Raw genomic sequence first — 26,515 nt, forward strand, 5'->3', positions numbered from 1 at the left:
CCCCGCCCCCGGGTCCGCGCGATGTCAGGGCAGCCGTGGCCTGCCACGGTCGACGGGGGACACCGCGCGGATCCCGCGGGGGAGGGGCGTCACAGCGGGATGTTGCCGTGCTTCTTCGGCGGCAGGGTCTCGCGCTTGGTGCGCAGCACCCGCAGCGCGCGGACGATCTGGGTCCGCGTCTCGTGCGGCGGGATGACGCTGTCCACGTAGCCGCGCTCCGCCGCGATGTACGGGTTGGCGAGGGTGTCCTCGTACTCGGCGATCTTCTCGGCCCGCACGGCGGCCGGGTCCTCGGCGGCGGCCAGTTCCGAGCGGTAGAGGATGTTCACCGCGCCCTGCGCCCCCATCACCGCGATCTGCGCGGTCGGCCAGGCGAAGTTCAGGTCCGCGCCGAGGTGCTTGGAGCCCATCACGTCGTACGCCCCGCCGTACGCCTTGCGGGTGATGACGGTGACCTTCGGGACGGTGGCCTCGGCGTACGCGTAGATGAGCTTCGCGCCCCGGCGGATGATGCCGTCCCACTCCTGGCCGGTGCCGGGCAGGAAGCCGGGGACGTCGACGAAGGTCAGCACGGGGATGTTGAACGCGTCGCAGGTGCGCACGAACCGGGCGGCCTTCTCGGAGGCGGCGATGTCCAGGGTGCCGGCGAAGTGCATCGGCTGGTTGGCGACCACGCCGACCGGCCGGCCCTCCACCCGGCCGTAGCCGATGACCATGTTCTGCGCGTAGAGCGGCTGGACCTCCAGGAACTCGCCGTCGTCGAGGACGTGCTCGAGCACCCGGTGCATGTCGTACGGCTGGTTCGCCGAGTCGGGGATCAGCGTGTCCAGCTCCCGATCCTCGTCGGTCACGTCGAGGTCGGCGGGCGCGTCGAAGACCACCGGCTCGTCCAGGTTGTTCGACGGCAGGTACGACAGCAGCGCCTTGACGTAGTCGATCGCGTCCTGCTCGTCCGTGGCGAGGTAGTGCGCGTTGCCGCTGCGCGAGTTGTGCGTACGGGCGCCGCCCAGCTCCTCCATGCCCACGTCCTCGCCGGTGACCGTCTTGATGACGTCCGGGCCGGTGATGAACATGTGCGAGGTCTGGTCGACCATCACCGTGAAGTCCGTGACCGCCGGGGAGTAGACCGCGCCGCCGGCGCACGGGCCCATGATCAGGGAGACCTGCGGGATGACGCCGCTGGCCCGTACGTTGCGGAAGAAGATCTCGCCGTAGAGGCCGAGCGAGGCGACGCCCTCCTGGATGCGCGCGCCCCCGGAGTCGTTGATGCCGACGACCGGGCAGCCGATCTTCATGGCCAGGTCCATGACCTTGACGATCTTCTCGCCGAAGACCTCGCCGAGGGAGCCGCCGAAGACGGTGAAGTCCTGGGCGAAGACGCAGACCTGCCGGCCGTCGATGGTGCCGTAGCCGGTGATGACGCCGTCGCCGTACGGGCGGGTCTTCGCCAGCCCGAAGTTGGTGGACCGGTGCCGGGCCAGCTCGTCCAGCTCGACGAAGGAACCCTCGTCGAGCAGCATCTCGATCCGCTCGCGGGCGGTCTTCTTGCCCCTCGCGTGCTGCTTCTCGACCGCGCGCGCCGACCCGGCGTGCACCGCCTCGTCGACCCGCCGATCCAGGTCGGCCAGCTTGCCCGCGGTGCTGTGGATGTTGATCCCGGTCTCGGTAGTCACCCTGGGAATATAACGATGGTTCAGGCCGTCGCCGCTGTGCAGTTCGCCTCAGCCGGGCCGCGACGTCCCCGGTCGGCCGGACGGGGGCGGCCGTAGGCTGACGGGATGCCGGGCTCGCCGTACACCGATCTGGACCGCCCGCCGCTGTCGGCGGCGCGGCTGCGGCGGGCGCTGGTCGCCCCGCACGGGCCCTGGACCCGCCTGGAGTTGCGCGTCGAGACCGGCTCGACCAACGCGGACGTCGCCGAGGCGGCCCGGGCCGGCGAGCCCGAGGGCCTGGTGGTGGTCGCGGAGCGGCAGACCGCCGGGCGCGGTCGGCGCGGCCGGGCCTGGCAGTCGCCGGCCCGGGCCGGCATCGCCACCAGCGTGCTGCTCCGCCCCGGGGAGGCCGTCGCCGACCGTGGCTGGCCGTCGGCGCCCCAGACGGGGTACGGCTGGCTGCCGCTGCTCGCTGGCGTCGCCCTGGTCGAGACGGTGACCCGGCTGGCCGAGCTGGACGCGGGCCTGAAGTGGCCGAACGACCTGCTCGTCGGAGACGCGAAGTGCGCCGGCATCCTCGCCGAGGCGGTGCCGGGGCCCTCGCCGGCCCGGCCGCCCGCGATCGTGCTCGGTGTCGGCCTCAACGTCACGCTGCGCGCCGACGAGCTACCGGAGAACCCGACGGGGCTGCCGGCGACCTCCCTGCAACTGGCCGGCGCGGCGGCCACCGACCGGGATCCGCTGCTGCGGGCGCTGCTGCGCGGGATCGCCGACTGGTACGGCGAGTGGCGCGCGGCCGGCGGGGACGCGGTCGCCAGCGGCCTGCGCGACGCCTACCTGGCGAGCTGCGCGACGATCGACCGGCAGGTACGCGTGCTGCTGCCCGGCGGCGACGAGGTGACCGGCACCGCGACCGGCGTGGACGCCGACGGCCAGCTCCTGGTCGCCACCCCCGCCGGCACCCGCGCCCTGGCGGCCGGCGACGTCCTGCATCTCCGCTGATCGCGGACTCCCGCCGCGCGGCTGATCCCCCGGCGGGAGGGGAGCGGCTACGGTCAGCGCGTCCGTTTCTGCGAGGAGGTTCCCGTGGCGTTCCCCGATGACGTGCTCACCGAGGACGAGCACGTCGTGCTGCACCTGCACCCGCACTGGAAGGCGCTGATCCGGCCGGTCGCGGTGCTCGTGCTCGCCGTCGCGGCGGTGGTGGCCGGACTGGTCCTGCTGCCGTCCGGCGGGGGCGGCTCGATCGCGCTCGCCGTCATCGGCGGCCTGGCCCTGCTGGCGGTGCTGTGGCTGGCCCTGTGGCCGTTCCTGGTCTGGCGGAGCACCCACTACCTCTTCACGAACGAGCGGGTGCTGCTCCAGCAGGGGGTGCTCTCGCGCGACCGGCGGGACATCCCGCTGACCCGGATCAACGACCACGCGATGAACCAGCGGTTCGTGGAACGTCTGCTCGGCTGCGGGACGCTCACCATCGAGTCCGCCGGCGAGCGCGGCCAGTCCGTTTTGCACGACGTGCCGGGGGTCGGCCGCGTGCAGACCAAGCTCTACGAGCTGGTGGAGGCCCACCACGACAAGCACTCCCTCGGCGACGACGAGATGCGCGACATCCTGGCGGACCTGCACGAGGGCAAGCCGCTGCGCGACCCGACCGCCTGAACCTGCGCGCCTCGACCGCCTGAACCGGCACGGCCCGACCGCCTGAACTGGCACGGCCCGACGGCCTGAATCGGTACGGCCCGACCGGCGCGGCCCGGGAGCGGGCCGGAACCGGTCGGGCCGGGACGGCGCATGGGTCAGGACGGGCGGGTGGGCCGGGACGGCGGGTGGGTCAGCGGCGGGGCGGGCGGCGGGTGGTGGCCTGGAGTTCGGCGGCCAGTTCCGCCTCCAGCTCCCGGTCGAGGGAGCCGCCGAGGCCGGCGTCGAGCGGGACGGGGCGCCCCTGGACCGGGGCCGCCGGGCCCGCCGCCGACGCGGGTTCGGGGCCGGGCTTGCCGCGTGGGGCACGCCGCGCGGCGCCGGGCGGTGGTTCGGACTCCTCCAGCTCGGAGATCGACTCGGCCAACTCGGCCACCGGGTCCATCTCGGCCATGGTGTCCCACTCGTCGCGCGGGATGCTGTGCCACGTCTCGGCCGCGTGGGCGGGCGCCGGTTGGAAGACGAACGTGCGGTAGGACCAGAAGCGGAACAGCGTCGCGAGCAGCACGCCACCGGTCTTGGCCACGTTGAGGGCCAGCAGGCTGGTCAGGCCCAGCCCGTACTTGGCGGCGGCCAGGACGCCCAGTTCGATGAGCAGGCCCGCCCCGTTGAAGAGGAAGAAGAGGACGTACTCGCGCCGCATGGCCGATTTGGGGCGATCCCGGTACGTCCAGTGACGATTCATCAGATAAGACGTGATCGTCGCCACCACGGTCGCGATGACCGTCGCCTTCAGTTGACCGTCCACGAAAACGGTCAGTGCGAGCACATTGAACACGGCGTAATTGATTACGGTGTTGACGCCGCCGACGATTCCGAACTTGAGCGCCTCGTGGATGAACTTCTGCCAGCGCTCAGGCAGCAGACGGACAAGACGCATGCGGAACACCTTAGGGCAGTGGGCGGGGCCGGCAGGCTCCGGCCGGGACGAAGGTGGGCGGTTGGTCACGCCCGGTGGTCTCGGTCGTGCTTCTCTTCCGGAACGGAGGGGGTTCCCGCTTCGACGAAGACGAACCGTCGGTAGGACCAGAACCGGAACAGCGTCCCGAGCCCGGTCCCGACGATGAAGCTGGCGATGTTGTCGGCCAGCGGGGTCTGGAACACCTCCGGCCAGATGCTGCCCAGGCCGTAGCGGCTGACCGCCAGGCAGGCCACGGCGATCCCCAGGCCGACGCCGTTGAAGAAGAAGAACAGTGCGTACTCGCGGGCCGGGTTGGAGCGCTTGCGGTGCCGCCACGTCCAGAACCGGTTGCCGACGAACGCCACGGACGCCGCGATCACCGTCGAGATGGTCTTCGCGGTGACCTGCTCGACGCCCCGCACGCTCGTCAGGTAGTTGAAGAGGGCGAAGTCGATCAGGAAGGCGATCCCGCCCACGGTGGCGAACTTGCTCAGCTCGCGGACCAGGTGGCCGAAGCGGTCCACCAGCGCGCGGACCAGACCCGGGCGGGTCTGCGGAGAGCCGGGCTCCCCGGTCGTCGTCGCGGCCACGACGCGAGCCTACCGGCTGGGGTCATCCCGCACGGGTAGCAACGGCGGACCGCTCACCCGGGTGTGCGCCTGTGGACAGAGCGTAACGAGATCGGACCGCCTGCGGAGCGGTTCGCGGGTTCCGCCGTCCGGGGCGCCGCCGGCCCGGCCGGTGACGGTTCCCCACAGGATTTGCGTGAAACTGCGCGTGAAAGCGGGTATTAGCTCGTGATGCCGCAGCGTGCCCGTACCTTGTGCAGTTCTTCACAACCAGTCCCACTGACTGGTGACCTCGCCCGGTTTACGCTGAGGCCAATCCCAGGTTTCCACGAAGACGACGCATAGCGCCGTCAAGACTCGTGCATCCCATAGATCGGTCAGCGTCGACCACAAGGAGATGTGTCATGGTTGCTCCGGCTACCGTTCGGGGTATCGATCAGGCCCCGACGTCCCACCCGAAACTGCTCGCCTGGGTCCGTGAGGTCGCTGAACTGACCACCCCCGACCGCGTCGTCTGGGTGGACGGGTCCGACGAGGAGTGGCGGCGCCTCACCGACGAGCTGGTCGAGGCCGGCACCCTGATCCGGCTCAACCCCGAGAAGAAGCCCAACTCGTTCTACGCGCGCACCGACCCGACGGACGTCGCCCGGGTCGAGGAGCGCACCTACATCTGCTCCGTCGACGAGGCGGACGCCGGCCCCACCAACAACTGGATGGCGCCGGCCGAGATGAAGCGGACGATGACGGAGCTCTACCGCGGTTGCATGCGCGGGCGCACCATGTACGTCATCCCGTTCTGCATGGGCCCGGTCGAGGCCGAGAGCCCCATGTTCGGCGTCGAGATCACCGACAGCCCGTACGTGGTCGCGTCGATGCGCATCATGACCCGGATGGGGGCCAAGGTCTTGGAGGCCATGGGCGACGACGCGGACTTCGTCCACGCGCTGCACTCCATCGGCGCCCCGCTCAACCCCGGCCAGCAGGACGTGGCGTGGCCGTGCAACGAGACCAAGTACATCTCCCACTTCCCGGAGACCCGGGAAATCTGGTCCTTCGGCTCCGGCTACGGCGGCAACTCGCTGCTCGGCAAGAAGTGCTACTCGCTGCGGATCGCCAGCGTGATGGGCCGCGACGAGGGCTGGCTCGCCGAGCACATGCTCATCCTCAAGATCACCTCGCCGGAGGGCAAGGTCTACCACGTCGCCGGGGCCTTCCCGTCGGCCTGCGGCAAGACCAACCTGGCCATGCTGGAGCCGACCGTCCCGGGCTGGAAGGTCGAGACCATCGGCGACGACATCGCCTGGATGCGCTTCGGCCCGGACGGCCGCCTCTACGCGGTCAACCCCGAGTACGGCCTCTTCGGCGTTGCGCCCGGCACCGACTGGAAGACCAACGCCAACGCGATGCGGACGCTGGACCGCGGCAACTCCGTCTTCACCAACGTCGCCCTGACCGACGACGGGGACATCTGGTGGGAGGGCATGGGCGAGCCGCCGGCGCACCTGGTCGACTGGAAGGGCAACGACTGGACGCCGGAGAGCGACAGCCTCTCCTCGCACGCGAACAGCCGGTTCTGCACCCCGATCACCCAGTGCCCGATCCTGGCCGAGGACTACTTCGACCCGAACGGCGTGCCGATCGACGCGATCCTCTTCGGTGGTCGCCGCCGGGACACCATCCCGCTGGTGACCGAGGCCCGCGACTGGGTGCACGGGGTCTACATGGGCGCGACGCTCTCCTCGGAGACCACCGCCGCCGCCTCCGGTGCGGTCGGCGTCGTCCGGCGCGACCCGATGGCGATGCTCCCGTTCATCGGCTACCACGCCGGCGACTACTTCCGGCACTGGATCGAGATGGGCAAGGGCACCGACGGCGACGAGTCCAAGCTGCCGAAGATCTACTACGTCAACTGGTTCCGCAAGGACCCGGAGGGCAACTTCCTCTGGCCCGGCTTCGGCGAGAACTCCCGCGTGCTCAAGTGGGTCATCGAGCGGATCGAGGGGCGCGCCGAGGCGGTGGAGACGCCGATCGGCATGGTCCCGGCCCAGGACGCGCTCGACGTCGAGGGCCTCGACATGACCCCGGAGGACGTCCGGATCGCGCTGAAGGTCGACCCGGAGGAGTGGCGCAAGGAGCTCCCGATGGTCACCGAGTGGTTCGAGAAGTTCGGCGACAAGCTGCCGGGCGTGCTCTGGGCCGAGCTGGACGCGCTGCGTGCCCGGCTCGACGCGGCGCCGCAGCGCTGAGGACAGGTGTGACCGACGCCCCGACGGGGCATCACCGGATCCCATGAGGACGGCCGCCGCGACCGAGGTCCGGCGGCCGTCCGCCGTCCGGGCGCTGACCGCACTGCTCGCGCTGACCGCGGCGGCCACCGTCGTGGTCGAGCTGCTCAACTGGTGGTACGCCCCGGAGCAGGGCTTCGGGCTGGCGGTGCGGACGGGCTGGGCGATGCTCCGTTCGCTCGGCTTCCTGCTGCTGATCGGGCACGTCCGTCGGGGCCGGACGGTGGCCCGGCCGTTCGGGCTGATCCTGGCGGTGACCACGGTCTTCGCGGTCGGCCGGCTGATCGTGCCCCGGCAGGGAGTGCCGCCGCTGCCGGGGCTGCTCGGGTTCGCCCTGCTCACCGTGCTCTGCGCCGCCGTGGTCTGGCTGCTCTACCGCTCGTCCGCGGTGTCCGGGCACCTGGTCCGCCACCGGCCCCGCCTGGTCATCGACCGGGAGGGCATCTCCTGGCGGGAGACCCCGCCCCGCCGGCCGGAGGTCAGCGGTTGGCTGCTCACCAGCCGGGTCGCGGCGTTCACGTACAGCCCGCTCATGCTGGTCCCGGCGCTGGTCGCCGGCGGCGCGGTGCTGGACGACCGGCTCGCCGCCGTGCCCGCCGTGCTGCTCTGGTTCGCCGCCGGGATCGTGACCAGCTACGCGGTGCTCTTCTGCACCGCCTTCCTGATGCGCGGCAAGGGCTGGGCGCGCACGCTGCTGGTGGCCGTCACCGCGATCGTGCTCGCCGTCGACCTGCCGCTGTGCTGGTGGCTGCTCGGCCCGGACGGGCTGGTCCGCGACGGCGGCCCGCTGGTGGCCGCCGCCGGCCTAACGATCTACGGCCTCTGGCGCGCCACCCGCGCCGAACGCGCCACCCGCCCGGCGTAGGACGCCCAGCCCGAGCAGGGCCACGGGGCCTGTTCCCCACCCGCCCGGGGACGGTGCCTTCGCGCTGTCGACCTGCCCCGCCCACGAGACCGCCCGCGGGCCCGCCCCGCTCCGCCCCTCGTCCCCCCGCCCACGCAAGCGTCCGCGGGCCCGTCACGCCTAGCCCTTCGCCGATCTTGGTAGGAACATGCCCCTCCAGGGGCACGTAACTACCAAGATCTCCTGCGCGCGCCGTCATCCCGCGATGCGTGGGGAGGCGCCGTCGCTGCCGGGGAGGGTCCGGGGGACCCCGGCCGGACCTCGGCGTCTGGTTCGTGGGCCGCCGGGAGGGCCCCGCGAGGGCTTCGGGAGGGCCCCGCGAGGGCTTCGGGAGGGCCCCGGGAGGACGCCGGGAGGCCCCCGGGAGGAGACTCCGGGAGGGTCCCGGGAGGGTCCCGCGAGGGCTTCGGGAGGGTCTCGGGAGGACGCCGGGGAGTTCGGGGGTCCTCGTTGACGTGCCGGGCGGGTTTCGGCGCGGTGTGCACCCGCGGCGGGAGGATGACCCGCAGGAGCCGGACCGGCGGTGGGAGGCGACGCGTGGGCGACGAGTCCGTGGGCGACGAGTTCGACGTGGTGGTGGTGGGGGCCGGTCCGGCGGGGTCGGCCGCCGCGCTGGCGGCCCGGCGAGCGGGGGCGAGCGTACTGCTGCTGGACCGGTCCGACTTTCCCCGCGACAAGGCGTGCGGGGACGGCATCGCCGCGCACGCGCTGGACGTGCTCGACGAGCTGGGGGTGCCCGACGCGGTGACCGGGTACGCGCCACTGCCGGCGCTGCGGCTGGTCGGGCCGGGCGGCGGCGCCGTGGCCCGGGCGCTGCCCCGGCCGGCGTACACCGTGCCCCGCAGGGTCTTCGACGCGCGGCTGGTGGCTGCGGCGGTCGGTGCCGGCGCGCGGCTGCGCCGGCACGCGGTGCGGCACGTCGAGGTGCGGGCCGACCGGGTGGTGCTCGACGGCGTGCTGGCGGCGCGGGCGGTGGTCGGGGCGGACGGCGCCGGGTCCGTCCTCCGGCGGACGCTCGGGCACCGGCCGAACCCCGACCGTCACCTGGCGCTCGCCATCCGGGGGTACGCCCCGGCGCTGCCCGGCCCGCCCGAACAGCTCATCGTCACCTCGGCGCCGCGCTGGCCGGCGTACGCCTGGTCGTTTCCGATCGGGGACGGCCGGGCGAACGTCGGGTACGGGGAGGTGCTGCGGGGCGAGCCGTTGACCCGGGCGCACCTGGTCGACCGGCTCGGCGCGCTGCTGCCCGGCACGGACCCGGCCACGGTCACCGACCTGCGGGCCCATCACCTGCCGCTGTCGACGCACCGTCCCGCCCCCGGGCGCGGCCGGTTGCTGCTCGCCGGCGACGCGCTCTCCCTGATCAACCCGTTCACCGGCGAGGGCATCTTCTACGCGCTGCTCTCCGGCGCGCTCGCCGGCGCGGCGGCGGCGGGCTCGCCCGAGCAGGCCGCCCGGCGGTACGCGGCGACGCTGCGCCGCCGCCTCGGCACCCACCTGCGGCACAGCTCGCTCGCGGCGTGGCTGGCCCGGCGCCGGCGCGTGGTCGACGCGGCGGTCCGCGCGGCGGGTCGGGACGACCGCGTCTACCGGACGGTGGTGGAGCTGGGGCTGGGCGACGGGCGGCTCGACGCCCGCACGCTGGGCATGATCGGCATCGGTCTGCCGGCGTGGGAGCGGACTCCGAGGCGGTGATTCGGCGCGCAGGTCGCTACGCTGCAAGGTGATGACTCTGCGGGACCTGATCTATTCCGTGTACGAGCGTCGCCTCACGGCGAAGCTCGCGGGCAAGCCGGTGCCCCGGCACGTCGGCGTGATGTGCGACGGCAACCGCAGGTGGGCCCGGGAGATGGGCTACGTCGACCCGAACGACGGTCACCGGATGGGCGCCGTCAAGATCAAGCACATGCTGGGCTGGTGCAACCAGGCCGGCATCGAGCACGTGACGCTCTACCTCCTGGCCACCGACAACCTGCGCCGACCGGCCAAGGAGCTCGACCCGCTGCTCCAGATCATCGAGGACCTGGTGGTCGAGCTGGCCGAGGAGGGCAATCCCTGGCGGCTGCGCATGGTCGGCGCGCTCGACCTGCTCCCGGCCTCGACCGCCGCCGCGCTGAAGGCCGCCGAGGAACGCACCCGGGACCGCAGCGGCGGGACCGAGGTCAACATCGCGGTCGGCTACGGCGGCCGGCGGGAGATCACCGACGCGGTGCGGTCGCTGCTGCTGGAGTACGCCGCCAACGGCGGCACCCTCGAGGAACTGGCCGAGGTGCTGGACGTCGAGCATATCGCCGAGCACCTCTACACCCGGGGCCAGCCCGACCCCGACCTGGTCATCCGCACCAGCGGCGAGCAGCGCCTCTCCGGCTTCATGCTGTGGCAGTCGGCGCACTCGGAGTTCTACTTCTGCGAGCTCAACTGGCCGGACTTCCGGCACATCGACTTCCTGCGCGCCCTGCGCTCGTACGCCAACCGCCAGCGCCGCTACGGCGCCTGACCGACCCGGAGCACCTCGCCGGCCCCGAGGGCGTCAGGTGAGGTGTCGGGTGGCGTCGGTGAGGAACGTGCCGAGGGCGGCGGGGGAGTCCAGGGTCAGGTCGGCGGCCTCCGCGACCTCGTGGCCCGTCTCCGGGTTGGCGACGGCGACGCAGACGCCGAAGAAGTCCGGATCGGCGGCGGCCCGGGCCCGCAGCGCGGCGAACGCCTTGATGTCGGAGACGTCGTCGCCGAAGTACCAGGCGCCCTCGGCGTCCCGGACGATCTCGTCGATCACCATGCCCTTGTCGCGGTCGACCGGGGGCTTGAGCTCCAGCACCATCCGCCCGGCCTGGACCTTGAGCCCGAGCCGCTCGGCCTGGGCCTGGCCCCACCGCTCCACGGCCGCGCCGAGCTGCGGCGCGGTGCGCCAGTGCAGCGCCACGGAGAGCCGCTTGTATTCCACCAGCGCGCCCTCGGGCAGCTCGGCCCGGGCCAGGTCGGCCAGCTCGGCCATGGTGGGCACCCAGGGCAGGGCCGCCGGCTCCGTCACGGTCTCGCCGCCGGAGTGGCTGTGTTCCAGGCCGTAGAGGCCGTACAGGTCGACGCCGGTGAGCCCGCCGAGGTGGTCGCGGAGGAAGTCGACCGGACGCGCGGAGACGATCGCGATCCGCCGTACGACCGGGGCGAGCGCCTCGATCGCCGCCAGCACCTTCGGGGCGGGACGCACGGCGGTGGGATCATCGTCGACAGGCGCCAGGGTGCCGTCGAAATCGAAGAAGAGGACGGTCCCGGCCGCCCTCCCGGCGGTCGTCCGCCAGGCCTGGTCGGCGTCCAACGGGTTCCTCGGCTGCTGGTTGCCCAGATTCAACGGCGGCACGCGCGACAGCGTACCCCGGGCGGGGCGGCTCAATCCCCGGCCGAGAGGTGGCCTCCGGCCGGCGCCTCGGGGGGCGCGCGGTCGAGGTGCGACGGGCCCGACGGTCAGCGTTCGGCGGCTCCCCGTCCCCGCCGGCCGAACGGCACGACGGCGGCCTCCTGGCCGTGGTTGAGCAGGTAACCCTCGACGAACCCGCTGTTGCGGTCGCCGGTGCGCTCCTCGATCTCCTGGAGCCGGCCGACGAGGAAGTCGGTCAGGGCGCTGACCTTGTTGTCGAGCCGGTCGTGCAGCTCGGCGACCACGGCCAGGATCACCGCGGTGCCGGCGCAGGTGAGCGCGACGAGGTTGACGAGCAGGGGAAGCTGCCCGCCGTTGACCGCCAGGGTCACCACGTTTCCGGTCACGCCCAGTGTCAGCGACACGGTGGCGATCACGACTGCCATCCACTTCAGGGTCATGGACAGACCCCTCCTTCTGTCCCGCAGGGCTGGGTTCGGCCTTGTCCCGTCCCCCCGCCGACGACGAGCCCAAGCAGTACGAGTACGGACGCTAGCGCGCCCGTTCCGGCCCCGGAGCGAAACGAATGAGTCTGACCTGCCGTTCTTTCGCCATCTGAGGAACTAGCCGGCCTGTTTACCTCGTTTTCGGACATGGACCGGGAGGGTGGGGCGATACGCGAGATATCTGATGGTTTCCCGGATGTGGAACTTCTCCGCGTCGGAGACGTCGGGGTCCACGAGCCGCCGCAGCAGCGCCTCCACGTCCGGGTCCATCGGCGGCGTGGCCGGGGTGCTGCGCGGGGCGGTCGCGCGTTCCCAGCCCAGCGCGGCGAAGGCGGTCGCCGGGCTGAGGCCGAGGCCCTCGCAGAACGCCACCACGCGTTCGGCCTCCGGGTCGCTCGCCCAGTCGCCCCGGACCCAGCGGTTGATGGTCTGCCGGGAGACGCCGGTGCGACGGGACACCTCGGTGCCGCTCCACGCCCGGGTGGCCCGGGCCTCGTCGAGCGCCCTCCGAACGAAGGTGGCGAAGGCGATCTTCCGTGCGTTGGCCGTCTCGGTCACCCGGTGACGGTACGACCATCCGGCCACCGGTGCGTGTCCTGGCACGCTGTTGTCACGCGGACGTGACGTGTTCTTCGGGATGCCGGTAAACGATCCGGCACCGCTTCTGAGGGGTGTCACCTGGGCAGAATAGATGCCCGTAGAGGCCGCCGTAAACGGACGAAAAGCTGATACTGTCACGCCCATGAGACAATCTACGGTGTGTCACGTGCATGAGACGATCAGTGCTCACATGCGTCACGCCCCCGGCGCGAGGGGGGTGTGGTGACCGAGCTAGCCACCCGTGCCCAGGCCTTCGGCCTGATCGCGGAGGGGGTGGCCACGGGCCTGAGCGCGCCATGGCGGCTCTATCTCGCCCGGGGCTGCCGTTACCTGTCACTCAGCGTCGGCGACCGCACCGAGTGGGACGCCTGGCGTACCCACTTCGGCTGCCCCGAGGTCAGCGTCCGCGTGTACGACGCCGGCGGGGAGATCCGCCGCTCCTCGGTGGCCGAGGTCGTCCTGGACGGCTGCCGGATCAGCGTCGAGCTGGTCGAGGAGGTCAGCACCGACGACCTGGACCGGCTCCTGGTCGCCGAGCCCACGCCGACCGAGCCGGAGGAGCGATGAAGCGGGACCCGCGGCGCACCGGAGCCGCCGGATGAGCCCCTTCCTCGCCGTCTTCCTCGTCCTCGTCCTCGGCGCCACGAGCTACGCGGCCGGGCGGCTGCACGGCCAGCTCAGCTACCGCATCGGCTACCGGTTCGGCTACCGGCAGGGCTACTTCGACGGCGACCGGGGGGCCTGGAACCGACGTCGCCGCGACGCCCAGGCCGCCATCGCGTCCGCCCTGGCCGGCCCGTCGCCCGCCACCGCCCGGGTCACCGGCACGGTGGTGCGGCCCGGCACCACGTACACCGGCTCGTCGTTCTCGACGCCGGTCGCCCCGGTCGCCGGGCGGCACCCGACCGGCACCCTGGTCCGGCGGACCGGTTGAACCCCGGTCGACGGGGAGCCCGAGGCCCCGTCGACCGGAACCAGGACACGGTGCGTCGTCCGCGGCGGACACGCACCGTAGGGACCACGTCAGACCGGTGACGGTGGTTCCCGCCGGCCGGGGTGCGCGCAGGGGGCATGCATCCCGGCCGGATCCGCCGCCGGCCGAGTTCACCCGCCGGTCCCCGGAGATCCACCGCCGACCTCTAGCCGACGGGGTCCGACGCGGCTAGCGTCTAGGCATGGCACGGGGTTCTCCCGGGCCAGCCGGTCCGCCCGGATCTGCGACCTCGCGCACGGGGTTCCGCATCCGACCCCGTGTCCCCGGGCACCGGAGGAGGCGGAACGCGGGTGGCGGGTGCCCATCCGTCGGAGCAGGCCTGTGACGACTCGCCGTACGCCCGCCGGGACCGACCAGACCCCGGCCGCGACTGCCACGACCCGCCGCGCCACCCGGAGCCGCCGCGGCGCGTCCGCCGCCCCGGTGGACACCGAGGAGCCCCGACCAGCGGGCCAGGCGTTCGTCCTGGACACCTCGGTGCTCCTGTCCGACCCGGCGGCCTTCCACCGATTCGCCGAGCACGAGGTGGTCCTGCCCCTCGTGGTCATCTCGGAGTTGGAGGGCAAGCGGCACCACCCGGAGCTGGGCTGGTTCGCCCGGCAGTCCCTGCGCATGCTGGACGAGCTGCGGGTCCGGCACGGGCGGCTGGACCGCCCGGTGCCTGCCAACGACTCCGGCGGCACGCTGCGGGTGGAGCTCAACCACTCCGACGACGGCGTGCTGCCGCCGGGGTTCCGCACCGACTCCAACGACACCCGGATCCTCTCCGTCGCGCTGAACCTCGCCGCCGAGGGGCGGGAGGTCACCCTGGTCAGCAAGGACATGCCGCTGCGGGTCAAGGCCGCCTCGGTGGGCCTGCGGGCGGACGAGTACCGGCACGGCCAGGCCAGCGACCCCACCTGGACCGGGATGGCCGAGCTGGAACTCGCCGAGGAGCAGATCGGCCGGCTCTACGCCGGCGAGGCGCTGGACCTGGACGCCGCCGCCGGGCTGCCCTGCCACACCGGCCTGGTGCTGCACTCGGGCCGGGGCTCCGCGCTCGGCCGGGTGCTGCCCGACAAGACCGTACGGCTGGTCCGTGGCGACCGGGAGGCGTTCGGGCTGCACGGCCGCTCGGCCGAGCAGCGGATCGCGCTCGACCTGTTGCTGGACGAGTCGGTGGGGATCGTCTCGCTGGGCGGGCGGGCCGGCACCGGCAAGTCGGCGCTGGCTCTCTGCGCCGGGCTGGAGGCGGTGATGGAGCGCCGCCGGCACAAGAAGGTCGTCGTCTTCCGCCCGCTCTACGCCGTCGGCGGCCAGGAGCTGGGCTATCTGCCCGGCTCGGAGTCGGAGAAGATGTCGCCCTGGGCGCAGGCGGTCTTCGACACCCTCGGCGCGGTGGTGCACGAGAACGTGCTGGAGGAGGTCACCTCGCGGGGGTTGCTGGAGGTGCTGCCGCTGACGCACATCCGGGGCCGCAGCCTGCACGACGCCTTCGTGATCGTGGACGAGGCGCAGTCGCTGGAGCGCGGCGTGCTGCTGACGGTGCTCTCCCGGATCGGCCAGGGCTCCCGGGTGGTGCTCACCCACGACGTCGCCCAGCGGGACAATCTCCGCGTCGGCCGGCACGACGGAGTGACCGCCGTGATCGAGGCGCTCAAGGGCCATCCGCTCTTCGCCCACGTCACCCTCAGCCGTTCGGAGCGTTCGCCGATCGCCGCGATGGTGACGGATCTTCTGGAGGACATCCCGCAATGACGGACGTTATGTAGGGGTTTGTCCGCATTCTCTTTGTGGCGCAGATCACAATCGGCGCTCTTCGTTTCCCATCAGCCTCACCGTGCGCGATGGTGTCCCACGAGCGCCCACGTACCGAGAAGATCGTTGGTGATCGTTCGTCACAGGACACACCAACATTCACCGGGGTACGTCGGCTGCGACCGGCACCGGGTCGGGGCGCTCGCGACGCGGACGCGACCCACCCGGGTTGACGCCCCGCGCCGTGTCCTTGCACCCGACGAAGGGACCACTTCGTGAGTCGGCTGTGGAGCCGGTTCGGCGCCCGTACGGCCGCTGTCGCACTGCTCTCCGTGGGCGTTGCCGGCGGTGTCTACCTGGGTGAAGACCGACAGACCCAGCAGCAGGGCCTGACCGCGCAGGTCGGCGCCGCTGTCGAGCAGGCCGAGTTCGAGTACCAGCGCGAGCGGCAGGCCGCCCAGCAGGTGCAGTCCGCGAAGCAGCGGACCGCCGAGTACCAGGCGAAGCTGCGCGCCGCCGCGGCTGCCAAGGAGGCCGCCAAGCGCGCCCGCGAGGCCGAGGCCGCCGCCGCGTCGCGGAAGAAGGCCCGCGAGGCCGCCGCCAAGGCCGCGGCCGAGAAGGCCGCCGAGAGCAAGCCGTACACCGGACCGATCCCGGCCTCCTGCGCCGAGTTCAGCGGCAACCGCGAGGTCGGCTGCGCGCTCATGGTGAAGGCGGGCTTCGGGATGGACCAGTTCCCGTGCCTGAACAAGCTCTGGGACAAGGAGAGCGGCTGGAACCACAAGGCCCGCAACCCCTCGTCGGGGGCGTACGGCATCCCGCAGTCGCTGCCGGGCAGCAAGATGGGCTCGGTCGCCGACGACTGGCAGACCAACCCGGCGACCCAGATCAAGTGGGGCCTCGGCTACATCGAGGGCCGCTACGGTTCGCCCTGCAAGGCCTGGGCCCACTCGCAGGACGTGGGCTGGTACTGATCGACCTTCGACGGCGGGGTGTGTGGGCGTCCACACACCCCGCCCTCGTCGTTCCGGGTACGGATCGCCGCAGAAGTGGCGGCTGTGGCCGACACCTGATAGCTCTTGACGGGTGACCCTGCACCCGGGAAGCGGCGACCCGCACCGGTTCGGCACCGAGGCGTTCTACGCCGCGCTCGGCCGGGCCTTCGTCGCCATGTGCGCGGTGGTGCCGTTCCTCTTCCTCATCGAGGCCCTCGACCAGGGGCTCGCGGTCGGCCTCGACGCCACGGCCGGAATCATCCCGAAGCGCATCGACGGGCTCGACGGGGTCTTCTTCTCGCCGTTCCTGCACCACGGCTTCGACCACCTCTACAGCAACAGCATCCCGCTGATCCTGCTCGGCACCTTCGTGCTCGCCGCCGGCGCCCGCCGCTTCCTCTGGTCGACGCTCGTCATCATCCTGGTCAGCGGGCTGGGTGTGTGGTTCACCGGCTCGTCGACCTCCGTGGTGGTCGGCGCGAGCGGGGTCATCTTCGGCTACCTGGGCATCCTGCTGACCCGGGGCATCGTCGAACGGAGCTGGTGGAACTTCGCGGTCTTCCTGCTCGTCGGCCTGCTCTACGGCTGGCAGCTGGTCGGCATCCTCCCCACGGACGAGCGGATCTCCTGGCAGGGGCACCTGTTCGGGCTGCTCGGCGGGGTGGTCGCCGCGATCATCTTCCGGCGCCGCCGGGGAGACCTGGGCGGCCCCCACCGCTCGGAGTCCACGCTCACCATGCCCTGAACGCCGACGCGCCGGTGCCGCGCGGCCCGGTGGGACATGCTTGCCCCGGGTGCGCCGCCGGCCCTACCGTCGGGATCAGCACGCGTTGATCCGTGAGCGGAAAGCGACGGTACGCACATGCGCGAGGTCGATGTCGCGGTGATCGGGGCCGGCCCCGCCGGGCTGTTCGCGGCCTACTACGCCGGATTCCGAGGGCTCTCCGTCGCGGTCGTCGACGCGCTGCCCGAACCCGGCGGCCAGATCACCGCCATGTACCCGGAGAAGTTGATCCACGACGTCGCCGGCTTCCCGGCCGTCAAGGGGCGGGACCTGGTGGCCAACCTCGTCGCCCAGGCGGCTCCCTTCGACCCGTGCTACCTGCTCGGCACCCGCGCCGAGAAGCTCTCGTACGCCGACGGGCAGCCGGTGCTCGGCCTCGCCGGGGGCGGGCAGCTGCGGTGCGGGGCGGTGATCGTCACCGGTGGGCTGGGCAGCTTCACGCCCCGCCCGCTGCCGGTGGCGGAGCACTTCGCCGGCGCCGGGATCGTCTATTTCGTACCGCAGCCGACGGAGCTGGCCGACCGGGACGTGCTGATCGTCGGTGGCGGCGACTCCGCCTTCGACTGGGCGTCGACGCTTGAGCCGCTGGCCCGCTCGGTGACGGTGGTGCACCGGCGGGAGAAGTTCCGGGCGCACGCGGCCACCGTCGCCCGGGTGCTGGGGCTGCCGGTGCGCGTGATCGTCAACGCCGAGGTGACGAGGCTGCACGGCGACGGCACGGTCACCGGCGCCGAGATCACCGTACGCGGCGGCGCGGCGGAGCTGCTGCCCGTGGACACGGTGGTGGCCGCCCTCGGCTTCACCGCCGACCTCGGCCCGCTGGCCGAGTGGGGGCTGCGGCTGGACCGCCGGCACATCGTCGTCGACAGCGCGATGGCGACGAACCTGCCCCGGGTCTTCGCGGCGGGCGACATCACGGAGTACCCGGGCAAGGTGCGGCTGATCGCGACCGGCTTCGGCGAGGCGGCCACGGCGGTCAACAACGCGGCGGTGGCCATCGACCCGAGCGCGCACCTGTTCCCCGGGCACTCGTCCGACGGCACCTGACGCGCCGGTACCGGATGCTGCCCCGGCCGTGGCCGGATCGAGATCAACGACTGTGATCGTGGGCCGATGAGCGCTCCGCCCCCGCGCCGCGACGGCGCTCCCGCGACCCTGGCCTGGCTGGGGCACCCCGCGACGGTCGCCGCCCTCGTCCTGCTGGTGACCAACGACCACCTGCTCAAGGCGGCCTTCCCCGGCCCGGTGACCGGCAAGCTCAGCGACGTCGCCGGGCTGGTCCTCGCGCCGCCGCTGGTCGCGGTGCTGCTCGCGCTGCTCGCGCCGCGGCTGCCGGCCCGCGCCGCCGCCGGGCTCGGGCTCGGGCTCGTCGCCGTCGGGTTCACCGCGGTCAAGTCCAGCGGGTACGCCGCCGGCGTCGCCTCGGCGGCGTGGAGCGCCGTGAGCGGGCCGTCGCTGGTCCGGGCGGACGGCACCGACCTGCTCGCCCTGCCGGCGCTGGCCGTCGCGTGGTGGAGCTGGTCCCGGGCGCGGCGGGAGCCGGTGCGACGGCGCTCCGCCCGGCTGGTCCGGCTGCTGGTGCTGCTGCCGGCGGCGACGCTGGCGGTGGCGGCCACCAGCCCCGTCCACCACCCCGACGCCGTCCGGGCGGCGGTCCTCGACGGACGGTTGGCGGCCGGCATCGGCCACGGCTACGCCGACAAGGTCTTCGACGACAGTCCCGCCTGGCGGGTGAGTGACGACGCCGGGGCGACGTGGCGCGACCCGACGCGGGGCGAGGTCGAAGCGTTGACCGGTGCGAAGGGGCCGGTCGCCGGCGCCGTCAGCCGGGGCTGCTCGACCGCCACGCCGACGCGCTGCTACCGGATGGTCCCCGGCCGGCTCGCCGTGGAGCAGAGCGACGACGCGGGTCGCAGCTGGCGTCCGGCCTGGGGGGCGACCGAGGCGCAGCGGGCCGTGCTCCGCCGGCAGTACCCGGATCCGGGGCCGCGCGGGGAGCGGATCGCCGCGCAGGAGCTGACGGTGCGGGACACCGGCGACGGCCGGCACGTCGTGCTGGTGGCCAACGGCCGGGACGGCTTCGCCGTCCGTCGGCCCGACGGGAGCTGGGAGCGGCTCGGCTTCGTCGGATCCGAGGAGGCCGGAGGATATGCGTTCGACGGGCGACCACCGGCACTCGGCCGGAGCACCCCCGGGGACCGACGCGACGATCCGCTCCTGGCGCTGTTCCTGGGGCTCACGCTGGCCGGGTCGGTGCTCGCCGTGTCGGGTGTGCGGGCGGGGCTGCGGGCCGGCACCGCCCGCCTGCGGCTGATCTGCCTGGCCGCGCTCGGTGTCGCCGCCTGGGCGCTGCTGGCCGTGGTCTGGTCGGGTGCGCTGCTCTTCGCGCAGGCGGGTGTCGTCGCCCTGCTCACGGTCCTGCTCGGTGTGCTGCTGCTGTCCGTCCGGACGCCGGCCGAGCAGTCGGGGCGGTGGACGCTGGAGGTGCTGCTGGCCGCCGCGCTGGCCCTGGCGCTGGCCGCGCTGCCGCTGGTCGGCTGGCTCTACGGGCGACCCGCGTACACCCACACCGCGCTGCTGCTCGCCGTGGCGGCCACCGCGCCGGGGCTGCTGCTGGGCTGGCGGGCGGCCCGGCTGGTCACGGCGCCCGCCCACCGGGCCGACCCGCCCTGGCCAGCGGGCCCCGCCTGGCCGCCCCGCTGATCCCGCCGCCGGTGTGGTGCGGGGCCCGGCCGGCGGTTCCCTGGCCGCCGGGCGCGGTCGGCGACGGTCAGCGGACCGAGGGCCGGGGCGCGGTCGGCGCGAGGGCGGCGACGCCGACCGCGGCCAGGGTCAGCGCCGCGCCGAGCAGGGTGACGGGCCCCGGGCGGGAGGCCGCCGTGGGCAGCAGCAGGTCCAGCAGTACGGCACCGACGATCTGCCCGGCGATGGTGGCCAGGCCGAGCAGCAGCACGCCGGTGAACCGGACGATCGCCGCGGCGATCGCGATGAACACGATCCCGATCGGCCCGCCCAAATAGAGCCACGGCTCGGCCGGCGCGCCGCCCGCCGGCCAGCCCCGGATCGCGACGTCGACGGCGAAGGCGACCAGCAGGGCCACCGTGCCGACGGAGAAGTTGACGAGCGTGGCGGTCAGCGCGCTGCCGGCGGCCATCCGTACCCGGCCGTTGACCGCCTGCTGCCAGGCGATGGCCACCCCGGCGAGCAGCGGCAGCAGGGCCAGCACGAGGGTGCCCGGGTCGCCGAGCCGGTCGCCGACGGCCAGTAGGACCGCGACCACGGTCAGCGCCGCGCCGGCCAGCCGCTGGCCGGTGACCGGCTGGCGACCGCCCGGACCGATCCCGGCCCGGTCGACGGCCAGGCTGCTGCCGGACTGGCCGGCGACCACCGCGACGGTGAAGATCGCTACGCCGAGGGTGCCGATGGTCAGCCCCTGGGCGGCGACCAGGAGCGCGCCGCACGCCCCGCCGAGGCAGTGCCACGGCCGCAACGTGCCGTCGGTGAGCGCGCCGCGCAGGGCGACCAGCCCCCGCCGCCCACCCGGGGTGGCGGGGACCAGCACCAGCAGCACCAGCAGGCCCACCCCGAACGAGACGACCGCGGCGGCGATCCCGTCGGCCAGGCGTACGCCCAACTCGCCGTTGATCCGGGACTGCACGGCCACGGCCAGCCCGGAGGCGGTCGCGAGGCCCACGCCGGTGATCCGGCGGGCCGCCGACGTGGCTGGAGTGGCCAGCGTCCCGGCGACGCTCACTCCTGCTCGGCCAGCGGGCGGCCGTCGAAGTCGACGGCCGAGTAGAGCGCGAGCTTCTCCAGCCGGTGGTACGAGTCGATCACCCGGATCGTGCCGCTCTTCGAGCGCATGACGATCGACTGCGTGTACGCGCCCCCGGCCCGGTAGCGGACGCCCCGCAGCAGGTCGCCCGAGGTGACGCCGGTGGCCACGAAGAAGCAGTTGTCCCCGGTGACGAGGTCGTCGGTCGTGAGCACCCGGTCCAGGTCGTGCCCGGCGGCGAGCGCCTTCTCCCGCTCCTCGGCGTCGCGCGGCCAGAGCTTGGCCTGCATCGCCCCGCCCATGCACTTCAGCGCGCAGGCGGAGATGATGCCCTCCGGGGTGCCGCCGATGCCCATCAGCACGTCGACGTCGGACTCGCCCCGGGCCGCCGCGATGGAACCGGCGATGTCGCCGTCGGAGATGAACCGGATGCCCGCCCCGGCCCGGCGGATCTGCGTGACCAGGTCGTCGTGGCGGCTGCGGTCCAGCACGCAGACCGTGACCTCGGAGACGTCGGTGCCCTTGACCTTGGCGATCCGGCGCAGGTTCTCGGCCACCCCGGCGTTGATGTCCACCACGTCGGCGTAGGCCGGGCCGACGGCGAGCTTCTCCATGTAGAAGACCGCGCTCGGATCGAACATCGCGCCCCGCTCGGAGACGGCGAGCACCGCCACCGCGTTCGGCATGCCCTTGCTCATCAGCGTGGTGCCGTCGACCGGGTCGACGGCGACGTCCACCTCCGGGCCGGTGCCGTCGCCGACGTGCTCGCCGTTGAAGAGCATCGGGGCGTTGTCCTTCTCACCCTCGCCGATCACCACGACGCCCCGCATGGGGATCGAGTTGATCAGCTTGCGCATCGCGTCGACGGCGGCTCCGTCGCCGCCCTCCTTGTCGCCCCGACCGACCCAGCGACCGGCGGCCATCGCCGCGGCCTCGGTGACCCGGACCAGGTCGAGGGCGAGGTTGCGGTCGAGATCCTGTGGGATCCGCGTCCTGGTGTTCGTCATGACGGCTCCTCCTCGCGACGTTGCGGGGCGGCAGGGTGCGGCGTCGCCGCTGCCGGGTTTGTCGCTGATCCTCACACGATCGCTCACCCGACGCGGGGTCGGGGCGGTGATGGCCCGGATACGGCCGGTCGGGAGGCTGCGAAGATGGTGGGGTGGAAGCCGCACAGCCTGCCGAACGCGTACCCGCCGACTCGACGCCGCCGGACGGCCAGCCGCCGGTCGCCCCGACCCGGGCCGCCGCCGTACCGGAAGGGGAGCCGGCGCTGGTCGAACCCGCCGGCGCCCCCGGGGTGGCCCCGCCCGACGGCGGGGCGGAGACGGGCGAGCGGCCCGCGCCGCCGCCGGCGGTCGACACCCGCAAGTCGGAGCGCTCGCCGAAGGACATGGCGATCTCGCTGCTCGTGCTGCTGATCCCGATCGCCCTGCTGCTCGCCTTCTACCGGGGGTTCCTCGGCGGCGACCAGCCGACGACCGTCGACCCGGCGCCCGCCCTCGAATCGGCGCGGGCCGCCAACGCCTTCCCGGTCAGCGAGCCGGCGGGGCTGGACGACGGCTGGCGCACCGTCAGCGCGAACTTCCAGACCGTCGAAGGCGGGTCGAGCCTCCGCCTCGGCTACCTCACCCCGGAGGGGCGGGCCGCCCAGTTGGTGCAGAGCAGCGTGCCTCCGGAGCGGCTGCTGCCCACCGAGCTGACCGCCGAGGGGCAACCGCAGGGCCAGACGGACCTGGGCGGGCGTTCCTGGCAGCGGTACACCGCCCGCGGCAACGAACAGGCCCTGGTCCTGCTCGAACCGAACCGGACCGTGATCGTGGTCGGCGACGCCCGGGACAACGAACTGCGGCACCTGGCCTCGGCGATCCGGTAGCCCGCTTCCACGGCTGCCCCCCGGGTGTCGGTCGGATCGGCTACGCTGCCCCGGCTCACTGCCCGGCGGCTGAAGTCCGCCAGGTGCTTACCGTTTCGCGTGAAGAGAGACAACTGACTGTGAACATTCGACGGTGGAGCGTCGGCGTGCTCGCCGCCACCCTGCTCGTTCCCGGCCTGACTGCCTGCAAGGCGGACGATCCCGCGCCGACCGCCGCGGGCTCGGCAGCGTCGGCGGTGCCCGCCGACCCCAAGGAGGCGCTGCTCGCCTCCACCAAGGAGATCGAGAAGGGCAACTTCACCTTCACCCTCACTGGTGCCGGGCTGAGCGGCAAGGGCCTGGTGCACAAGCCCAGCAACAGCGCCCAGTTCAGCATGAAGTTCGACGACGAGTCCGGCGGCATGTCGATGGGCATGGAGCTGATCTACATCGAGCCGGACAGCTGGGTGATGCTCGACCTCGGCGAACTGGGCGCCATGATCCCGGGCGCGGAGAAGTGGAAGGGCAAGTACCAGCACCTCGACCAGTCCAAGGTCAAGGGCGCCGGCGAGCTCAGCCGCTACATGGAGGAAGTCGACCCGGCGGGCAGCGCGAAGCTGACCAAGGGCATCACCGAGGTGCAGAAGACCGCCGAGGGCAGCTACACCGGCAAGCTCGACGTGTCCGCCGCGGGCGACGCCGCCACCCTGGACGCCGACCTGGTCAAGGCCCTCGGCGCGCAGGCCAAGACGCTGCCCTTCACCGCCAAGCTGGACGCGGAGGGCCGGCTCACCGAGCTGGTGATCTCGGTGCCGGCCGCCGGTGAGACCAAGGCGCACGACATCAAGGTCACGTACGCGGACTACGGCAACGCCGCCGCCGCGCAGAAGCCGCCGGCGGACAAGGTGGTCGAGGCGTCCCCCGAGACGTACGAGATGTTCAAGAAGTAACAGCGACACACGGAAACGGGGCGGCTCCGGCCGCCCCGTTTCCGCGTTCCGGGGTCACCCGTCCGGGGCAACCGGACATCCCGGTGATTGTGCGACGCGGCGACAGGGAACAGGAGTGGGGCGGACCCGGACCGGTCGCCCCGGCAGCCGGCCTCAGGGGGTTCGCGCGGCGCAGCCGACGTGGTGCGTCGCCCGGTTTCCGGCCGCCGCCAGGTGCGTCGGGTGACCCATGTGGGAGACACGTATGACTGTTCGACGCCTGAGCGCCGGCCTGGTGGCCGCCGCCCTCTTCACTCCCGGCCTGGCGGCCTGCAACTCCTCCGGGACCCCGACGGCGGGCTCGTCCGCCTCCCCGACCGTCTCGGCGTCCGGCACGCCCGCGCCCTCCGGCAGCGCGGCCCCGGCGTCCGGTGACGCCAAGCAGGCGCTGCTGGCCTCCACCCGTGAGATCAGCAACGGCAACTTCCGGTTCACCATGTCCGGCGTCGGCTCGACGGCCGAGGGACGGGTGCACGAGCCCACCCAGAGCGCCGAGATGCGGGTGACGATCGGCAAGCCGACCGACGACCTGTTCATGAAGCTCGACCTCGTGCACTACAAGCCGGACAGCTGGGTGAAGGTCGAACTCGGCGGCACGACCGCCAACAGCGTGCCGGGGGTGCAGAAGCTCAACCTCGGCAAGTACCAGCACCTGGACCAGACCCGGATCAAGGGCAACCGCAACCTCGGCTTCGACTTCGACAAGGTCGACCCCGCCGGCAGCGAGGTGCTGACGCAGGGCATCACGGAGGTACGCCAGACCGGCGACGGCGCGTACGCCGGCACGATCGACGTGTCGAAGGCGGCGGAGGCGGGTTCGGTGGACCCGACGGTGATCACGGCCCTCGGGGCGCAGGCGAAGTCGGTGCCGTTCACCGCGAAGCTCGACCCGCAGGGCCGGCTCAGCGAGATGGTCGTCCAGATCCCGGCCGCCGGCCAGAACCAGGCGCAGGACATCAAGATCACGTACTCGGACTACGGCAGCGCCACCGCCGCCCAGAAGCCCCCGGCGGACCAGGTCGTCGAGGCCCCCGCCGAGCTCTACAACCTCTTCAACTAACCCCCCTCCCCACCCCCGCGCTCCCGCCCGCGCCCCCGCTCCCGCCCGCGCCGATCATGCAGTTGTGGTGGGTGACACAAGGTGCAGAACGCCCTGTATCGCCCACCACAACTCCATGATCGCCGGGCGAGCGGGGCCCGAGGCGCGAGCCGGGTCCGCGAGGGGAGCGCGAGCCGGGGCCCGGGCGGGGGAGGTCAGGAGGCGGGGTCCTGGCGGGCGGCGTCGATGCGGGCGCGGGCGCCGTCCAGCCAGCGCTGGCAGGTCTCGGCGAGCTTCTCGCCGCGCTCCCAGAGCGCCAGTGACTCCTCCAGCGTGGTGCCGCCGGTCTCCAGCCGCTCGACCACCGACGCCAGCTCGGCGCGGGCCTGCTCGTAGCTGAGCTGTTCGGCCTTCTTCTCGTCAGTCATCGCTGCCATCCCACCACATCGTGATCCCGTCGCCGTTCAGCGTCGACCGTCGCGGCCGGCCCGCCATCGTGTGTTCCGCTTCCGTTCAGCCGTCGACCGTCGCCGCCAGCTCGCCATCGTGTTTCCACTTCCGTTCAGCCGTCGACCGTCGCCGCCAGTTCGCCCTCGGCGAGGCGTACCCGGAGCGGGTCGCCCTTGCCCACCTCGGACGCGGCGCGCAGGACCTGGCCGTCGGCACGCTGGACGATCGCGTAGCCCCGGTCGAGGGTGGCGGCGGGGGAGAGGGCGCGCAGCCGGGCCAGGGTGTGCCGCAGGTCGTCGTCGGCGGCGGCGAGCCGGTGGTCCAGGCAGCGCCCCGCCCGCTGGCGCAGCCCGGTCAGGTCGGCGAGCCGCTGGTCGACCATCACCTGCGGGCGGGCCAGCACCGGTCGGGAGCGCAGACCGTCGAGCCGGTGCGACTCGCGGTCCACCAGGTTGCGCACCGCGCGTTCGAGGCGGTGCCGGGCCTGCCGGATGACGCGCACCTCCTCGGTGAGGTCCGGGACCACGCGCTTGGCGGCGTCGGTCGGCGTCGAGGCCCGTACGTCGGCGACGTAGTCGACCAACGGCGCGTCGGTCTCGTGGCCGATCGCACTGACCACCGGCGTGCGGCAGGCGAAGACGGCCCGGCAGAGCGCCTCGTCGGAGAAGGGCAGCAGGTCCTCGATGCCGCCCCCGCCCCGGGCGATGACGATCACGTCGACGGTCGGGTCGGCGTCCAGCACCTTGAGCGCGTCGACGATCTGCGGGACGGCACTCGGCCCCTGCACGGCCACGTTGACCGTGCGGAACTCCACCGCCGGCCAGCGCCGGCGGGCGTTGGTCAGCACGTCCCGTTCGGCGGCCGAGGCGCGACCCGTGATCAACCCCACCCGGTTGGGCAGGAACGGCGGCCGGCGCTTGCGCGCCCGGTCGAACAGCCCCTCGGCCGCGAGCAGCTTCTTCAGCTTCTCCAGCCGGGCCAGCAGCTCGCCGAGGCCGACCTGCCGGATCTCGTCGGCGCGCAGGCTCAGCGTGCCCCGGGCCGCGTAGAACTCCGGCTTGGCGTGCAGCACCACCCGGGCGCCCTCGCGCAGCTCAGGGGCGCCGACGTCCAGGACGTCCCGGTTGGTGGTGACCGTCAGGCTCAGGTCGGCCGACGGGTCCCGCAGCGTGAGGAAGACGGTGCTGGCGCCCGGTCGGCGGCTGATCTGCGCCACCTGCCCGTCCACCCACACCCAGCCCAGCCGGGCGATCCAGGCGCCGACCTTCTGGCTGACCACCCGGACCGGCCACGGCTCCTCGGACGTGCTCCGCCCCACCTCGCCTGTGCTCACCCGCCCACCCTACGGCCCGTCCCGGACAGTTCCGTGCGGCTCGGCCGGGGGTGGGCGGCGTGCGGCCGGCATCGCGCCGTGGTGGCGGTCGCGGCCCGTG

General features: G+C 73.0%; 26 protein-coding genes and 1 pseudogene. 16 read left to right on the top strand and 11 right to left on the bottom strand.

Translation table 11 applies throughout. From position 1 onward, the window contains the following. Positions 1-89 precede the first annotated feature (89 nt). Positions 90-1,673, bottom strand: a complete 1,584-nt coding sequence (locus OG989_RS11470) for an acyl-CoA carboxylase subunit beta (protein WP_151454415.1) — start codon at positions 1,671-1,673, stop codon at positions 90-92. 105 nt (positions 1,674-1,778) lie between these two features. Here OG989_RS11470 and OG989_RS11475 point away from each other — a divergent pair, with 105 nt between their 5' ends. Both OG989_RS11475 and OG989_RS11480 read left to right on the top strand, forming a co-directional pair. Continuing rightward, complete coding sequence (locus OG989_RS11475) at positions 1,779-2,654, top strand: biotin--[acetyl-CoA-carboxylase] ligase (protein ID WP_327030481.1); 876 nt, start codon at positions 1,779-1,781, stop codon at positions 2,652-2,654. Positions 2,655-2,738: 84 nt separating this feature from the next. Then, positions 2,739-3,311, top strand: coding sequence for a PH domain-containing protein (locus OG989_RS11480; RefSeq protein WP_132233342.1), 573 nt, complete (start codon positions 2,739-2,741; stop codon positions 3,309-3,311). Between the two features lie 172 nt (positions 3,312-3,483). Here the strand turns inward: OG989_RS11480 and OG989_RS11485 are convergent, their stop codons facing one another. The 3 genes and pseudogenes from OG989_RS11485 to OG989_RS31920 form a co-directional block, all read right to left on the bottom strand. After that, complete coding sequence (locus tag OG989_RS11485; protein ID WP_327030482.1) at positions 3,484-4,230, bottom strand: GtrA family protein; 747 nt, start codon at positions 4,228-4,230, stop codon at positions 3,484-3,486. Positions 4,231-4,295: 65 nt separating this feature from the next. Then, positions 4,296-4,841 (bottom strand): GtrA family protein, encoded by a 546-nt coding sequence (locus tag OG989_RS11490; protein ID WP_151457548.1) that lies wholly within the window; start codon positions 4,839-4,841, stop codon positions 4,296-4,298. A 155-nt stretch (positions 4,842-4,996) separates the two neighbouring features. Continuing rightward, a pseudogene (locus OG989_RS31920) lies at positions 4,997-5,088 on the bottom strand (GtrA family protein); the annotation flags it as partial. 136 nt (positions 5,089-5,224) lie between these two features. Here OG989_RS31920 and OG989_RS11495 point away from each other — a divergent pair. The 4 genes from OG989_RS11495 to OG989_RS11510 all read left to right on the top strand — a co-directional run bounded on the left by OG989_RS11495 (position 5,225) and on the right by OG989_RS11510 (position 10,506). Then, a complete protein-coding gene (locus OG989_RS11495) occupies positions 5,225-7,066 on the top strand; it encodes a phosphoenolpyruvate carboxykinase (GTP) (protein WP_151457547.1) in 1,842 nt (613 codons plus the stop codon). 43 nt (positions 7,067-7,109) lie between these two features. After that, positions 7,110-7,970, top strand: a complete 861-nt coding sequence (locus OG989_RS11500) for a hypothetical protein (protein ID WP_327030483.1) — start codon at positions 7,110-7,112, stop codon at positions 7,968-7,970. A 537-nt stretch (positions 7,971-8,507) separates the two neighbouring features. Then, positions 8,508-9,704 (top strand): geranylgeranyl reductase family protein, encoded by a 1,197-nt coding sequence (locus tag OG989_RS11505; RefSeq protein WP_425853958.1) that lies wholly within the window; start codon positions 8,508-8,510, stop codon positions 9,702-9,704. Positions 9,705-9,735: 31 nt separating this feature from the next. Then, complete coding sequence (locus tag OG989_RS11510; RefSeq protein WP_132233354.1) at positions 9,736-10,506, top strand: isoprenyl transferase; 771 nt, start codon at positions 9,736-9,738, stop codon at positions 10,504-10,506. Between the two features lie 33 nt (positions 10,507-10,539). On the opposite strand, the gene otsB is transcribed toward OG989_RS11510, so the two are convergent. The 3 genes from otsB to OG989_RS11525 all read right to left on the bottom strand — a co-directional run bounded on the left by otsB (position 10,540) and on the right by OG989_RS11525 (position 12,425). Continuing rightward, a complete protein-coding gene (otsB, locus tag OG989_RS11515) occupies positions 10,540-11,364 on the bottom strand; it encodes a trehalose-phosphatase (RefSeq protein ID WP_327030485.1) in 825 nt (274 codons plus the stop codon). Between the two features lie 104 nt (positions 11,365-11,468). Beyond that, positions 11,469-11,822: a hypothetical protein gene (locus OG989_RS11520; RefSeq protein ID WP_327030486.1), complete on the bottom strand. Its 354-nt coding sequence runs from the start codon at positions 11,820-11,822 to the stop codon at positions 11,469-11,471. 162 nt (positions 11,823-11,984) lie between these two features. After that, complete coding sequence (locus OG989_RS11525; protein WP_151455784.1) at positions 11,985-12,425, bottom strand: XRE family transcriptional regulator; 441 nt, start codon at positions 12,423-12,425, stop codon at positions 11,985-11,987. A 264-nt stretch (positions 12,426-12,689) separates the two neighbouring features. On the opposite strand from OG989_RS11525, the gene OG989_RS11530 reads away from it, so the two are divergent. The 7 genes from OG989_RS11530 (at position 12,690) to OG989_RS11560 (ending at position 19,680) form a co-directional block, all read left to right on the top strand. Then, positions 12,690-13,034, top strand: coding sequence for a hypothetical protein (locus OG989_RS11530; RefSeq protein ID WP_327030487.1), 345 nt, complete (start codon positions 12,690-12,692; stop codon positions 13,032-13,034). Positions 13,035-13,065: 31 nt separating this feature from the next. Then, positions 13,066-13,401, top strand: a complete 336-nt coding sequence (locus OG989_RS11535) for a hypothetical protein (protein WP_151455783.1) — start codon at positions 13,066-13,068, stop codon at positions 13,399-13,401. A gap of 381 nt (positions 13,402-13,782) precedes the next feature. After that, the gene (locus OG989_RS11540; protein WP_132233364.1) at positions 13,783-15,198 is read left to right on the top strand and encodes a PhoH family protein; all 1,416 of its coding nucleotides are present in this window, start codon (positions 13,783-13,785) and stop codon (positions 15,196-15,198) included. Positions 15,199-15,473: 275 nt separating this feature from the next. After that, complete coding sequence (locus OG989_RS11545) at positions 15,474-16,172, top strand: lytic transglycosylase domain-containing protein (RefSeq protein ID WP_132233366.1); 699 nt, start codon at positions 15,474-15,476, stop codon at positions 16,170-16,172. Positions 16,173-16,284: 112 nt separating this feature from the next. Continuing rightward, on the top strand, positions 16,285-16,938 hold the full coding sequence (locus OG989_RS11550) for a rhomboid family intramembrane serine protease (RefSeq protein ID WP_151455782.1): 654 nt from the start codon (positions 16,285-16,287) through the stop codon (positions 16,936-16,938). Positions 16,939-17,055: 117 nt separating this feature from the next. Continuing rightward, on the top strand, positions 17,056-18,024 hold the full coding sequence (locus OG989_RS11555) for an NAD(P)/FAD-dependent oxidoreductase (RefSeq protein WP_151455781.1): 969 nt from the start codon (positions 17,056-17,058) through the stop codon (positions 18,022-18,024). A 66-nt stretch (positions 18,025-18,090) separates the two neighbouring features. Continuing rightward, positions 18,091-19,680 carry a hypothetical protein gene (locus OG989_RS11560; RefSeq protein WP_151455780.1) on the top strand — a complete coding sequence of 530 codons (1,590 nt, stop codon included), beginning with the start codon at positions 18,091-18,093 and terminating at the stop codon, positions 19,678-19,680. 67 nt (positions 19,681-19,747) lie between these two features. Here OG989_RS11560 and OG989_RS11565 read toward each other — a convergent pair whose 3' ends face one another. Beyond that, entirely contained in the window at positions 19,748-20,731 is a 984-nt protein-coding gene (locus OG989_RS11565; protein WP_370518966.1) for a DMT family transporter, read from the bottom strand. Continuing rightward, on the bottom strand, positions 20,728-21,759 hold the full coding sequence (gene glpX, locus OG989_RS11570) for a class II fructose-bisphosphatase (RefSeq protein WP_151455779.1): 1,032 nt from the start codon (positions 21,757-21,759) through the stop codon (positions 20,728-20,730). The genes OG989_RS11565 and glpX overlap by 4 nt, the downstream gene beginning before the upstream one ends. Positions 21,760-21,911: 152 nt before the next feature. Here glpX and OG989_RS11575 point away from each other — a divergent pair, with 152 nt between their 5' ends. The 3 genes from OG989_RS11575 (at position 21,912) to OG989_RS11585 (ending at position 24,653) form a co-directional block, all read left to right on the top strand. Then, positions 21,912-22,625, top strand: coding sequence for a DUF4245 domain-containing protein (locus OG989_RS11575; protein ID WP_151455778.1), 714 nt, complete (start codon positions 21,912-21,914; stop codon positions 22,623-22,625). A 119-nt stretch (positions 22,626-22,744) separates the two neighbouring features. Continuing rightward, on the top strand, positions 22,745-23,554 hold the full coding sequence (locus OG989_RS11580; RefSeq protein ID WP_225852319.1) for a hypothetical protein: 810 nt from the start codon (positions 22,745-22,747) through the stop codon (positions 23,552-23,554). A gap of 244 nt (positions 23,555-23,798) precedes the next feature. Continuing rightward, positions 23,799-24,653, top strand: a complete 855-nt coding sequence (locus OG989_RS11585; protein WP_151455777.1) for a hypothetical protein — start codon at positions 23,799-23,801, stop codon at positions 24,651-24,653. 194 nt (positions 24,654-24,847) lie between these two features. Here the strand turns inward: OG989_RS11585 and OG989_RS11590 are convergent, their stop codons facing one another. Both OG989_RS11590 and xseA read right to left on the bottom strand, forming a co-directional pair. Then, complete coding sequence (locus tag OG989_RS11590; protein ID WP_151457736.1) at positions 24,848-25,060, bottom strand: exodeoxyribonuclease VII small subunit; 213 nt, start codon at positions 25,058-25,060, stop codon at positions 24,848-24,850. Between the two features lie 134 nt (positions 25,061-25,194). Further along, a complete protein-coding gene (gene xseA / locus OG989_RS11595) occupies positions 25,195-26,361 on the bottom strand; it encodes an exodeoxyribonuclease VII large subunit (protein ID WP_311414055.1) in 1,167 nt (388 codons plus the stop codon). Between the last annotated feature and the right edge of the window lie 154 nt (positions 26,362-26,515).

Origin of the sequence: Micromonospora sp. NBC_01740 (assembly GCF_035920365.1) — a bacterium.
Classification (GTDB): domain Bacteria; phylum Actinomycetota; class Actinomycetes; order Mycobacteriales; family Micromonosporaceae; genus Micromonospora; species Micromonospora reichwaldensis.